Consider the following 11,686-nt stretch of genomic DNA (forward strand, 5'->3'; position numbering starts at 1 on the left):
CCGCTGGAACCTGAGCGCGGACGAGGGCCTTCTGCCGTGTGTGCTGTGGGTGGAGGGGGGAGCGGTCAGCTCGCGGCGTAGTTGCGCAGGAACAGGGCCTCCGCCACCGACAGCCGCTCCAGTTCCTCCGGGGACACACTCTCGTTCACCGCGTGGATCTGCGCCTCCGGCTCGCTCAGCCCGATGAGCAGGATCTCCGCACGCGGGTAGAGGGCGGCCAGCGTGTTGCACAGCGGAATGGAGCCGCCCTGCCCCGCGTACTGCATCTCCTGACCCGGGTAGGCCACGGCCATCGCGGCCGCCATGGCCTGGTACGCCGGGCTGGTGGTGTCGGCGCGGAACGCCTGGCCCTGGCCGATCTGCTCGGTGCTCACCCGCGCACCCCACGGCGTGTGCGACTCCAGGTGCGCCTGGAGCAGCTTGGTCGCCTCGCCCGCGTCCACACCCGGCGGCACCCGCAGACTGATCAGCGCGCGGGCACTGGCCTGCACCGACGGGGTCGCGCCGACCACGGGCGGGCAGTCGATGCCGAGGACCGTGACGGCGGGACGCGCCCAGATGCGGTCGGCGACCGTCCCGGACCCGATCAGCCCGACGCCGTCCAGCACCTTGGCGTCCTTCCGGAACTGCTCCTCGTCGTACTGCAGCCCTTCCCAGCCCGCGTCGGCCGGGAGCCCGTCGACGGTCGTCGAGCCGTCCTCGGCGCGCAGGGAGTCCAGCACGCGGATCAGCGCGGCCAGCGCGTCGGGCGCGGCGCCTCCGAACTGGCCCGAGTGCAGGTTGCCGGCGAGCGTGTCGACCTTCAGGCGGAGCATGGTCATGCCGCGCAGGGTGGAGGTGACGGTCGGCAGGCCGACGCGGAAGTTGCCCGCGTCGCCGATGACGATCGTGTCCGCCTCCAGCAGCCCGGGGTGCTCCTCGGCGTACCGCTCCAGGCCGCCGGTGCCCATCTCCTCCGAGCCCTCGGCGATCACCTTCACGTGGACGGGCACCCCGCCGTTCGCCTTCAGTGCGCGCAGGGCCAGCAGATGCATGACCACGCCGCCCTTGCAGTCGGCCGCCCCGCGCCCGTACCAGCGCCCGTCCCGCTCGGTCAGCTCGAACGGCGGGGTCGTCCAGCCGGCCTCGTCCAGCGGCGGCTGCACGTCGTAGTGGGCGTAGAGCAGGACGGTCTTCGCGCCCTCGGGGCCGGGCAGGTAGCCGTAGACGGACTGCGTGCCGTCGGGGGTGTCCAGCAGGGCCACGTCCTCGAAGCCCTCGGCGGTGAGCGCGTCGGCCACCCAGCGTGCGGCGCCCTCGCTCTCGCTCCGCGGGAACTGGTCGAAGTCCGCCACCGACCGGAAGGCCACCAGTTCGGTGAGCTCCTCCTTCGCCCTGGGCATCAGCGAGGCGACGGTCTCGGCGACCGGATTCGACGACATGGGCACGCTCCTCGTGGGTGCGACGTTGTAAAGGACGCGTACCTCTCGGTACGCGTGATCGTGTGGTGCGGGCGCGTCCCCGTGTAGGGGCCACCCACGCCGCCGATCCTCCCACAGGGGCCTGCGGTGACCGCCGCCGTAGGATGCGGGAGACAGCGGCAGGCGGCTTTGATCGGGAGCAACAGACCATCGTGAGCAGCGAGAACACTTCGGCGGACGACGTGCGGCAGGTGTGGGACGTCGTCGTGGTGGGCGCGGGACCCGCGGGCGCTTCGGCCGCGTACGCGGCGGCGGTGGCCGGCAGACGCGTGCTGTTGCTGGAGAAGGCGGAGCTGCCGCGGTACAAGACGTGCGGCGGCGGCATCATCGGCCCCTCGCGCGACGCCCTGCCGCCCGGTTTCGAGCTGCCGTTCAGGGACCGAGTGCATGCGGTGACGTTCTCCAGCAACGGCCGCTTCACCCGCACGCGCCGCTCCCGGCAGATGCTCTTCGGGCTGATCAACCGTCCCGAGTTCGACCAGCAGCTGGTCGAGCACGCGCAGAAGGCCGGCGCCGAGCTGCGTACCGGCGTCACGGTCCAGCGGGTCGAGCAGCACGGCTCGGCGGTGCCGGACCGGCGCACGGTCGCCGTGGTCCTGCAGGGCGGCGAGGTCGTGCTCGCGCGGGCGGTGGTCGGGGCGGACGGCAGCGCCAGCCGGATAGGGGCGCACGTCGGAGTGAAGCTGGACCAGGTCGATCTCGGTCTGGAGGCGGAGATCCCGGTGCCGGAGACCGTCGCGGAGGACTGGAAGGGCCGGGTGCTCATCGACTGGGGCCCCATGCCCGGCAGTTACGGCTGGGTCTTCCCCAAGGGCGACACCCTGACGGTCGGAGTGATCTCGGCCCGGGGTGAAGGCGCCGCGACGAAGCGGTACTTGGAGGAGTTCATCGGGCGGCTGGGCCTCGCCGGGTTCGAACCGAGCATCTCCTCCGGGCATCTGACGCGCTGCCGCGCCGACGACTCCCCGCTCTCGCGCGGGCGGGTGCTGGTGTGCGGTGACGCCGCGGGGCTGCTGGAGCCGTGGACCCGCGAGGGCATCTCCTTCGCGCTGCGCTCCGGCCGGCTCGCGGGGGAGTGGGCGGTGCGCATCGCCGAGGCGCACGACGCCGTGGACACGCGTCGGCAGGCTCTCAACTACGCGTTCGCGGTGAAGGCCGGCCTCGGGGTGGAGATGAGCGTCGGCAAGCGGCTGCTGACGGTGTTCGAGCGCCGGCCGGGGCTGTTCCACGCGGCGCTGACGTCCTTCCGCCCGGCGTGGAAGGCGTTCAAGGAGATCACGCAGGGTTCGACATCGCTGGGCGAGATCGTCCGCACCTACCCGGTGGCCCAGCGGGCCCTCGCCGCGCTGGACCGCCGTCCGGCCACCGGTGGCGAGGCCGGCCCGGCGCAGTGACCGCCCGCTCGCGCGTGCTCAGCTCGTGATCGTGATCTCGAAGACCGGGTGGTCGGGTGCGATGCGGCGCAGCCGGTCGTCCGGGGAGTCGGGGCCGACGCCGTTGAAGAAGACCCCCACCTCCGCCTTCCAGCGCTTGAGGTAGGCGCGCAGGATCGGGGTCTTGTCGTCGTCTCCGACCTCGGTCGCGGTGAAGGCGTCCACCCGCTTGCCGAGGTGCAGTTCGCCGCCGCCCGCGGCGCGCATGTTGTGCGTCCACTGCACATGGCCGCGGGGGGCGACCAGATACTGCCTGCCGTCCAGAGTGAGCAGATTGACCGGCGTGGTGCGCCACTGGCCGCTCTTGCGGCCGCGGACGGCGAGGACGCGGGATCCCCAGACGCTGACGCCGCGGCGGGTCAGCCAGGCCACAAAGCGGTTGAGGACGTGGACGGTGAACCAACCGGGCTTCTGGACGTGCGTCGACATGGGGATCCCCTCGTCTGAGGCGACACGGTGCTCTCTCTTGTGAGCACTGCTCTCGCTTTCTGCTGTCAGTCTGCACGAGGCAGGGCGCCGTCGCAAGAGCACTGCTCTCTTTTCTGTTCGCTACTCTCGTTTGTGTGCACTGCTCCGTTTCCGTGGGAGACTCCCCGTCATGAGCACCGCACACGGCGCCCGCGCCCGGGCCAGGATCGAAGTCACGGCGGCCATCAAGGACGAAGCCCGCAGACAGCTCGCGGCGGAAGGCGCCGCCCGGCTGTCCCTGCGGGCCGTCGCCCGCGAACTCGGCATGGTCTCCTCCGCGCTGTACCGCTACTTCCCCAGCCGTGACGACCTGCTCACCGCACTCATCATCGACGCCTACGACTCCCTGGGCGCGAGCGCCGAGACGGCCCACGAGGCGTCGGCCGGCCCCTACGAACGCTGGATCGCGGTCTGCACCGCGGTGCGGGGCTGGGCGCTGGACCACCCGCACGAGTACGCGCTGATCTACGGCTCGCCCGTCCCCGGCTACACGGCCCCCGACGCCACCGTCCGGGCCGCCGCCCGCGTCGGCCTCCTGCTCATCGGCATCGCGCGCGACGCCCACGAGGGCCCCGGGCTCGACGGGCCCGCACTACCGGCCGCCCTCCGCCCGGAGGCCGAACGGATGGCCGCCGACCTGGCTCCCGACCTCCCGCCGGAGACCGTGACGGCACTCGTCGCGGCCTGGGCCCAGCTGTACGGACTGGTCGGCTTCGAGCTGTTCGGCCAGTTCAACCGGGTGGTGGAGGACCGCGAGACCTTCTTCCGGCACGCGGCGGGGCAGCTCGCCCGGGGAGTGGGACTGGTTCCCGGGCCCGCGTAGGCCGCCGGGCCGGCATCGGCGGACGTACTTCGCGGGGAGTACGCGTGATCACCGCGCCGGGGTGACGCGGTCGCGGGAGCGCGGCGTCTAGCGTGGCCGTATGGACGAGCAGCGTGCGCGGGGAGGTCCGCCGCAGTGGTGGCGGCACGGGCCCGGGCGGTGGGACCGGTGGGAGGGGTGGGAGGGGCATGAGTCGCGGTGGCCCTGGCGGTCGACGGCCCTCGTGACCGTGTTCGTCCTGGTGGGGTCGCACGTCGCCGCCCACGGGCAGCGGGGCGAGCGGGCGGAGCTGGATCTCTTCGCCCGGGTGCTGCTGGTGGTGGCCTGCGGGGCGCTGCTGTGGCGCAAGCGGCATCCGGTGGCCGTGGTGTTCGGCACGGCGGCCGCCGTCATGGTCTACCTGGGGGCCGGGTATCCCTACGGGCCGGTGCTGTTCACCGTCGCCCTGGCCTGCTTCAGTGCCATCGTCGCCGGGCACCGCCGGGCGGCCTGGGCCGCGATGGGCATGCTCTGGGCGGGGCACGTCCTGGTGGCGCACTGGCTCTTCCGCCGGCTGCCGCCCCGCGGGGACTCCGCCGTCTCCTGGGGCGAGGAGATCGTGGTCGCCACCTGGGTGGTGGCCGTGGCGGCGGTGTCGGAGCTGGTCCGCGTCCGGCGCGAACAGTGGGCCCGGGAACGCGCCGAGCGCGCCGCGGCCGCACGGCGGCGGGCCGACGAGGAGCGGCTGCGTATCGCGCGGGAGCTGCACGACGTCATCGCGCACAGCATCTCCGTCATCAACGTGCAGGCGGGAGTGGGTCTCGCCCTGCTCGACACCGACCCCGAGCAGGCCCGCAGCGCCCTCACCACGATCAAGGACCAGAGCAAGGAGGTGCTCGGCGAGGTGCGTCAGGTGCTCGACACCCTGCGCGCCCCCGGCGCCGCGCCGCGCGCTCCCGCGCCCGGGCTCGACCGGCTGCCCGAACTCGTCGAGCAGGCCGCGAGCGCGGGCCTCACCGTGGACGTCGAGGGGCAGCCGCCACGCCTCGCCCCCGGCGCGGACCTGGCCGCCTTCCGGATCGTTCAGGAGGCCCTCACCAACGTGGTGCGGCACTCGGGCTCGCGGCACGCGCGCGTGCACCTCACGCACGAGGAGGACCTGCTCCGGCTGCGGGTCGAGGACGACGGACCGGCGACCGGCGCCGACACGGGCGGCAGCGGCAACGGGCTCGCCGGGATGCGGGAGCGGGCCGCCGCCCTGGGGGGCACCGTCGAGGCGGGCACCCGCCCCGACGGCGGGTTCCGGGTGCTCGCCGTGCTGCCGCTGGCGCCGTCCGCCGACGCGTCCGCCCGACCGACACAGGAGGACCGGTGATCCGTGTACTGCTCGCCGACGACCAGTCACTGGTGAGGGCGGGGTTCCGGGCGCTGCTCGACGCGCAGCCCGACATCGAGGTGGCCGCGGAGGCCGCCGACGGCGCCGAGGCCGTGCGCCGGATCCGCGAACTGCGGCCCGACGTCGTCCTGATGGACATCCGCATGCCCGTCCTCGACGGCCTCGCCGCGACCCGGCAGATCACCGACGACCCCGGCCTGCGGGGCGTCAGGGTCGTCATGCTCACCACGTTCGAGCTCGACGAGTACGTCTTCGAGGCGCTCCGCTCCGGCGCCTCCGGCTTCCTGGTCAAGGACACCGAGCCGGAGGAACTCCTGCGCGCCGTGCGGGCGGTGGTCGCGGGTGACGCGCTGCTGTCGCCGGGCGTGACGCGGCGGCTGATCTCCGAGTTCGCCTCCCGCTCCAAGGAACCCGCGGCGGCGGGCGCGCTGGGCCGGCTCACCGAACGGGAGCGGGAGGTGATGGCGTTGGTGGGGATGGGCCTGTCCAACGAGGAGATCGCCCGGCGCCTGGTCGTCAGCCCGCTCACCGCCAAGACACACGTCAGCCGCACGATGGTGAAGCTCGGCGCCCGCGACCGTGCCCAACTGGTCGTGCTCGCCTACGAGTCGGGGCTGGTGCGGCCGGGCTGGCTGGGCTGACCCGCCCTGCGGAACCGGACCAGCACACTGACCACCCGGGCGGCGAAGAGCACCGGCGCGAGGACCAGGCCGGCGCGCATCAGCAGGAGCTCCGGGGTCCGGGGCAGGTCGAAGAGCAACGCGGGCCCGGCCACGGCCCCGAACACCACCGCCGCCGCGAAGGCCGCGCTGCACAGCGCGTACCCGATCTCGACGGTGACGGCGTCCCGTTCGGCCTGACTGCGTCGTCCCCCGTGACTGGTCATACGGCGAGTCAAACAGGGGTGGGCCCCGCCGGCCAGGCAGCCCCCCCGGGGGCCCGGCGGTGGCGGTACCCCCCCGGGCGCACGGTCGGAGGCGGTACCCCCGGTCGCGCTAGTCGCGCACGGCGACGCGCTCCGCCTCCTCGGGGATGGACCTGGCGACGACGACGGACGGTCCGGCGGACTTCCGGGCGCGGCGGGGCCGCAGGCCGGTGAGGGTGATCAGCAGGCCGGCGACGGCGATGCCCGTGGCGACCATGAACCCGGGCCGGTAGCTGTCCAGGACGGCCTGCGGGGTGGGGTCGGAGGGGGCGCCGGCGGTCACCACCGCCGTGACGACGGCAAGGAAGATCGCGCCGCCGACCTGCACGGAGGTGTTGAGCAGCCCGGAGACCATGCCCTGCTCGTGGTCGTCGACGCCGTTGGTGGCCTGGATGTTGAGCGACGGGAAGACCAGGGCGCAGGCGGCGCCGATCAGCAGCATGCTCGGCAGGATCACCGCTGCGTAGACCGGGTCCAGGTCGACGCGCAGGAACAGCGCGTATCCGAGGACCATGAGCGCGAAGCCGCTCGCGATCAGCCGCTGGGTGCCGAACCGGTCGACGATCGCGCCCACCTTCGTCGACGACACCGCCACCAGCGCGCCGGCGGGCAGGAAGGCGAGCGCCGTGTGCAGCGCCGACCAGCCCAGCAGCGACTGCATGTAGAGCGTCGCCAGGAACTGGAAGCCGACGTACGAGCCGAAGAAGGCCATCGCGCCGAGCTGGGCGCGGATCTGGCTGCCGGAGCGCAGCACGCCGAGCCGGATCAACGGTCCCGCCGACCGCCGCTCCACCAGGACGAACACCGTCAGCAGCGCGGCCACCGCGAGGAAGGACAGCAGGGTGCGGGCCGACGCCCAGCCGACCTGAGGGGCCTGGACGACGGTGAAGACCAGCAGCAGCATCGAGGCGGTGCCGAGGACGGCTCCGGGGACGTCGTAGCCGTTGTGGTCCTTCTCCCGTTCGCTGCGGGGCAGCAGCTTCAGGCCGGCGACGAGCGCGACCAGGGCGATGGGTGCGGGCAGCAGCATGGTCAGGCGCCAACTGGCCTCGGTGAGCAGGCCCGAGAGCACCAGGCCCATGGAGAAGCCGGTGGCCGCGCAGGTGGTGTAGATGGACAGCGCGCGGTTGCGCAGCGGGCCCTCGGGAAACGTCGTGGTGATGATCGACAGGCCGGCGGGTGCCGTGAAGGCCGCGCTCAGGCCCTTGATGAAGCGACTGGCGATGAGCAGGGGCCCCGAGTCGACGAGACCGCCGAGCAGCGAGGCGAGCGCGAAGACGGCCAGGGCCACCAGGAACACCTGACGCCTGCCGAGCAGGTCGGCGGCGCGCCCCCCGAGCAGCAGCAGACCGCCGTAGCCGAGGATGTAGCCGCTGACGATCCATTGCAGCGCCGAGGTCGACAGGCCGAGGTCGGCGCCGATGGACGGCAGGGCGACGCCGACCATGGACACGTCCAGGGCGTCCAGGAACATCGCGGCGCAGAGCACGAGCAGGGTGCCCCACAGCCGTGGCGTCCAACGCACCTCGGACGTGGGGGAGATGAGCGGAGAGGTCATGCCGGAGACACTACATGCGTATGCATGAGATGCAAGCGCATTTAATTCAGGTGCAACAATCTCGGTTCTCTGTTACGGTGCGCGTCATGGCGGCTCAGCAGGCCGAGCAGGCGCTCGTGACACGGTGGCGGGACATCCTTGCGCTGCACGCGCGCACCCAGTGCGAACTCGACCGTGCGCTGCACGGCCACGGCCTGTGCGCCAGCGACTTCGAGGTGCTCGACGTCCTCGCCGGGTGCCGGACCCCGAAGGGCACACCGTCCTACCGTGTGCAGGAGATCTCCGAGCGGGTGCATCTGAGTCAGAGCGCACTGTCGCGGCTGATCGCCCGGCTGGAGAAAGAGGGACTCGTCGAGCGCGGCATCTGCTCCGAGGACCGGCGCGGCGTGCAGGTCTGCCTCACGGCGAAGGGACGCGCGCTGCACGGCGAGGTGCTCCCCGTGCAGCGCGCCTTACTGGCCAGGATGCTCACCGACGGCTGACCGCCGTCGGTGACCGCTCCCGCCGGTGACCGCTCAGATCGCGGACGCCTCCCGCCACAGCGCGGCGAGCGACCGGTCGCCCGTGGCGGCCGGCAGCGGAGCCCGGTTCCACAGCGCCAGATACAACTGCTCGGCCGGCGCGGACAGTTCGCACGCGGCCTCCCCGGACGCGTCCCGCGTCGTCACGGGCGGCTCCGGCGACAGCCGTACCGACCACACCGCGCCGGTGTCCTGCGCGCGGATCCGCAGCACGCGCGGCTCCGGGGTGCGGACCCGGCTCCTGGAGCGGGCGTGGAAGCCCCGCAGCAGCTCGTCGATGCCGTCGGTCGCGAACTCCGGGGTGACGCCCGTCGGGACGCCGCCGCGCGCGGACTGCGCGTCCACCCGGTGCACCGCCGTCTCGTGCGCCTGCCGCCGCGCCCAGAAGGCCAGCGGGGACGGCGCGGGCAGGAAGGTGAAGCACTCCACGCCGGGCGAGGCGCCGGCCAGCGTGCCGACGAGCTCCCGGTGGCTCTCGCGGTACCAGGCCACCAGCTCCGCACCGTCGAGACCCGTGGGTTCGGTCAGCGGCCGCCGCTCGGTGAACTGCTCCGCGACGTAGGCGGCGGCCCAGCGGTGCACCGCGCCGGTGTGCCGCAGCAGGTCGCGCACCTGCCACTCGGGGCACGTCGGCACCTTCGCGTCGGTCCCGGCCTCCTCGGCGGCCGCGGCCAGCAGCCGGCCTTCCGTCTCCAGTGCTTGAAGGAACTCGGCGGTCTCCATGGCGCCGAGTCTGCCGCATGAAGCGCTCTCCAGGCCCGGGGATTTCCGGAGGCCGGCCGGCTCACCGGCCCGATCCGCCGCGGCGCACCGCTCCCGCCCGGCAGCCGGCTACTACGGCAGCGGTGTCCCGCCCGTCGCGTTGAGGATCTCGGCCGTGATGTACGACGCCTCCTGCGAGGCGAGGAAGACGTACGCCGGAGCCATCTCGGCGGGCTGTGCGGGCCGCCCGATGGGGGCCTGCTTGCCGAAGGTCTGCGTGTCCGGCAGGGTCGCCGGGATCAGCGGCGTCCACACCGGCCCCGGCGCGACCGCGTTGACCCGGATGCCCTTCTCGATCAGCATCTGCGCGAGCCCCTGCGTGAAGGTGACGATCGCGCCCTTCGTGGTCGCGTAGTCCAGCAGATGCGGGCTCGGCTTGTACGCCTGCACCGACGTGGAGTTGATGATGCTGCCGCCCTCCGGGATGTGCGGCAGGGCCATCTTGCACAGCCAGAACATGCCGTACAGGTTGGTGCGCAGCACCCGGTCGAACTGCTCGGTGCTGATCGCCTCGATGCCGTCCGGCTGGGACATCTGGTACGCCGCGTTGTTCACCAGCACGTCGATCCGGCCGAACTCGTCCACGGCGCGCTCGATCAGGGCCCGGCAGTTCTCCTCCTCCCGCACGTCGCACGCGACGGGCACGGCACGGCGGCCCGCCGCCTCGACGAGCCGGACCGTCTCGGCGGCGTCGTCCTTCTCGTCATCCAGATGGGTGAACAGCACGTCCGCTCCCTCGCGGGCGAACGCCAGGGCGACCGCGCGGCCGATACCGGAGTCCCCACCGGTGATCACGGCCTTGCGGCCCTCCAGCCTGCCGCTGCCCCGGTAGGACTCCTCACCATGGTCCGGGGGCGGGTCCATCGGCCCCGTCCAGCCGGGGTGCGGCTGATCCTGGGAGGGAAACTCCGGGGTCGGGTGCTGCTTGCCGGGGTGCTGCTGTTCGGTCACGGGTCTGCCTCCTTGTGCATGGCGTACGGCCCGTTGATCACTACGGGCGCCGCCACGGGTACCCAGGATCACCGGCCTACCTCGTAGCGGCCTCTCCTTCTCTCAAGCCCGGGCCTCCTCTCAAGCCCGGGCCGCCCGCCGGACGGCCGCGCCCACCAGCGCACCGACGACCGCGGCCACGGCGGCCAGCACCGCCACACTGGTCAGGGCGGCCGGGAGCGTGAACCAGTCCGCCATGAAGCCGATCGCGGGCGGGCCGAGGAGCATGCCCCCGTAGCCCAGGGTGGAGGCCGTGGCGACGCCGCCCGGGCCGGCGAGAGCGCCCGCGCGTTCCACGGCCACGGGGAAGAGGTTCGCGAGGCCGAGGCCCGTGATCGCGTAGCCGGCGAAGGCCGCCCAGAGGGAGGGGGCAAGAGAACCGAGCAGCATCCCGGCCGCCGCGGTCGTGCCGCCGGCGACCACGGTCCGGGTCCGCCCCAGACGTTCCAGGAGCGTCGTGCCGGTCAGCCGCCCCACCGTCATGGCCAGCGCGAAGCAGGAGTAGCCCACGGCCGCGGCACCCGCCGAGGCGTGCAGGTCCTGTTCGAGGTGCAGGGCGCCCCAGTCGGCCAGCGCCCCCTCGCCGTAGGCGGTGCAGCCCGCGATGACGCCGAAGACGATCACCAGGGTCCGGGTGCGGCGGTCCGGGCGGCGCCCGGTGTCCTCGGCGGGCAGGGCCCGTCGCGGGGGGAGCGGCGGCTCGTGCCGCAGGAGGGCGGGGCCCGCGGCGGCGGTGACGAGCAGGCCGACGACCGTGAGCAGCAGCAGGTGCCGGGTGGGGGAGAGCACCCCCGCGACCAGTCCGCCCAGCCCGGCTCCGGTCATGCCGCCCAGGCTGAACGCCGCGTGGAAGCTCGGCATGACCGGCCGTCGCAGCGCGGCCACGAGTTCCACGGCCGCGCTGTTGAAGGCCACGTTGATCCCGCCGTAGGCGGCCCCGAAGAGCAGCAGGACCAGGCCCAGTGCGAGCGCCGAGTGGGTCAGCGGCGGCAGGGCGACGCTGAGCGAGAGCAGGACCGCGCAGACGACGGTCACCCGGTGGTTGCCGTAGCGGCGGCACAGCCGGCCCGTGAGGGTCATGGTGACGACGGCCCCGGCGGAGACGCCCAGGAGGGCGAGGCCCAGGGCGCTGGCGGAGGCGCCGGTCTGCGCCTTGATGGCGGGGATGCGCACGACCCAGCCGGCGAAGACGAAGCCGTCGAGGGCGAAGAAGACGGTGAGGGCGATCCGGAGCGGGGTCCAGGAGCTGCTGTGGCCCGGCACGTCCTTGTGCGATCGGGCTTTGTTTATTTGCGGCACAAAGTCAGGCTAGGTGGGTGCGGGGTGGAGGACAAGGTGCGACTCTGGGACGAGACCCGTCCGCAGAGGAGC

General features: G+C 73.1%; 12 protein-coding genes. 5 read left to right on the forward strand and 7 right to left on the reverse strand.

Features of this window, described 5'->3' with window-relative positions; all coding sequences use genetic code 11:
- Positions 1-65: 65 nt before the first annotated feature.
- Positions 66-1,421 carry a dipeptidase gene (locus ACFV20_RS26605; RefSeq protein ID WP_385660422.1) on the reverse strand — a complete coding sequence of 452 codons (1,356 nt, stop codon included), beginning with the start codon at positions 1,419-1,421 and terminating at the stop codon, positions 66-68.
- 191 nt (positions 1,422-1,612) lie between these two features.
- Here ACFV20_RS26605 and ACFV20_RS26610 point away from each other — a divergent pair, with 191 nt between their 5' ends.
- Complete coding sequence (locus ACFV20_RS26610; protein ID WP_385660425.1) at positions 1,613-2,854, forward strand: geranylgeranyl reductase family protein; 1,242 nt, start codon at positions 1,613-1,615, stop codon at positions 2,852-2,854.
- 18 nt (positions 2,855-2,872) lie between these two features.
- On the opposite strand, the gene ACFV20_RS26615 is transcribed toward ACFV20_RS26610, so the two are convergent.
- The gene (locus tag ACFV20_RS26615) at positions 2,873-3,322 is read right to left on the reverse strand and encodes a nitroreductase family deazaflavin-dependent oxidoreductase (RefSeq protein WP_385660428.1); all 450 of its coding nucleotides are present in this window, start codon (positions 3,320-3,322) and stop codon (positions 2,873-2,875) included.
- Positions 3,323-3,491: 169 nt separating this feature from the next.
- Between ACFV20_RS26615 and ACFV20_RS26620 the strand changes: the two genes are divergently transcribed.
- From ACFV20_RS26620 to ACFV20_RS26630, 3 genes are all read left to right on the forward strand, one after another.
- A complete protein-coding gene (locus ACFV20_RS26620) occupies positions 3,492-4,184 on the forward strand; it encodes a TetR/AcrR family transcriptional regulator (protein WP_385660431.1) in 693 nt (230 codons plus the stop codon).
- Between the two features lie 100 nt (positions 4,185-4,284).
- The gene (locus tag ACFV20_RS26625; protein ID WP_385660434.1) at positions 4,285-5,538 is read left to right on the forward strand and encodes a sensor histidine kinase; all 1,254 of its coding nucleotides are present in this window, start codon (positions 4,285-4,287) and stop codon (positions 5,536-5,538) included.
- Positions 5,535-6,200, forward strand: coding sequence for a response regulator (locus ACFV20_RS26630; RefSeq protein WP_385660437.1), 666 nt, complete (start codon positions 5,535-5,537; stop codon positions 6,198-6,200). Before ACFV20_RS26625 ends, ACFV20_RS26630 begins: the two co-directional genes overlap by 4 nt.
- Here ACFV20_RS26630 and ACFV20_RS26635 read toward each other — a convergent pair.
- Both ACFV20_RS26635 and ACFV20_RS26640 read right to left on the reverse strand, forming a co-directional pair.
- A complete protein-coding gene (locus ACFV20_RS26635) occupies positions 6,161-6,445 on the reverse strand; it encodes a DUF6332 family protein (protein ID WP_385660440.1) in 285 nt (94 codons plus the stop codon). The genes ACFV20_RS26630 and ACFV20_RS26635 overlap by 40 nt on opposite strands.
- A gap of 109 nt (positions 6,446-6,554) precedes the next feature.
- Positions 6,555-8,042 carry an MFS transporter gene (locus ACFV20_RS26640; RefSeq protein ID WP_385660443.1) on the reverse strand — a complete coding sequence of 496 codons (1,488 nt, stop codon included), beginning with the start codon at positions 8,040-8,042 and terminating at the stop codon, positions 6,555-6,557.
- A gap of 86 nt (positions 8,043-8,128) precedes the next feature.
- Between ACFV20_RS26640 and ACFV20_RS26645 the strand changes: the two genes are divergently transcribed.
- Positions 8,129-8,524 (forward strand): MarR family winged helix-turn-helix transcriptional regulator, encoded by a 396-nt coding sequence (locus ACFV20_RS26645; protein WP_385660445.1) that lies wholly within the window; start codon positions 8,129-8,131, stop codon positions 8,522-8,524.
- Between the two features lie 33 nt (positions 8,525-8,557).
- Here ACFV20_RS26645 and ACFV20_RS26650 read toward each other — a convergent pair whose 3' ends face one another.
- The 3 genes from ACFV20_RS26650 to ACFV20_RS26660 all read right to left on the reverse strand — a co-directional run bounded on the left by ACFV20_RS26650 (position 8,558) and on the right by ACFV20_RS26660 (position 11,614).
- Positions 8,558-9,286, reverse strand: coding sequence for a maleylpyruvate isomerase family mycothiol-dependent enzyme (locus ACFV20_RS26650; protein WP_385660448.1), 729 nt, complete (start codon positions 9,284-9,286; stop codon positions 8,558-8,560).
- Between the two features lie 111 nt (positions 9,287-9,397).
- On the reverse strand, positions 9,398-10,276 hold the full coding sequence (locus ACFV20_RS26655; protein ID WP_385660450.1) for an SDR family oxidoreductase: 879 nt from the start codon (positions 10,274-10,276) through the stop codon (positions 9,398-9,400).
- A 120-nt stretch (positions 10,277-10,396) separates the two neighbouring features.
- Entirely contained in the window at positions 10,397-11,614 is a 1,218-nt protein-coding gene (locus tag ACFV20_RS26660; protein WP_385660453.1) for an MFS transporter, read from the reverse strand.
- Positions 11,615-11,686 lie beyond the last annotated feature (72 nt).

The sequence above is a fragment of the Streptomyces sp. NPDC059696 genome, from assembly GCF_042733745.1.
Taxonomy (GTDB): domain Bacteria; phylum Actinomycetota; class Actinomycetes; order Streptomycetales; family Streptomycetaceae; genus Streptomyces.

Excerpts from the sequence above, each read along its gene's own strand:
- ACFV20_RS26620 (WP_385660431.1), top strand. The coding sequence starts at position 3,492 with ATGAGCACCGCACACGGCGCCCGCGCCCGGGCCAGGATCGAAGTCACG.
- ACFV20_RS26635 (WP_385660440.1), bottom strand. The coding sequence starts at position 6,445 with ATGACCAGTCACGGGGGACGACGCAGTCAGGCCGAACGGGACGCCGTC.
- ACFV20_RS26615 (WP_385660428.1), bottom strand. The coding sequence starts at position 3,322 with ATGTCGACGCACGTCCAGAAGCCCGGTTGGTTCACCGTCCACGTCCTC.
- ACFV20_RS26640 (WP_385660443.1), bottom strand. The coding sequence starts at position 8,042 with ATGACCTCTCCGCTCATCTCCCCCACGTCCGAGGTGCGTTGGACGCCA.
- ACFV20_RS26645 (WP_385660445.1), top strand. The coding sequence starts at position 8,129 with ATGGCGGCTCAGCAGGCCGAGCAGGCGCTCGTGACACGGTGGCGGGAC.
- ACFV20_RS26650 (WP_385660448.1), bottom strand. The coding sequence starts at position 9,286 with ATGGAGACCGCCGAGTTCCTTCAAGCACTGGAGACGGAAGGCCGGCTG.
- ACFV20_RS26625 (WP_385660434.1), top strand. The coding sequence starts at position 4,285 with ATGGACGAGCAGCGTGCGCGGGGAGGTCCGCCGCAGTGGTGGCGGCAC.
- ACFV20_RS26605 (WP_385660422.1), bottom strand. The coding sequence starts at position 1,421 with ATGTCGTCGAATCCGGTCGCCGAGACCGTCGCCTCGCTGATGCCCAGG.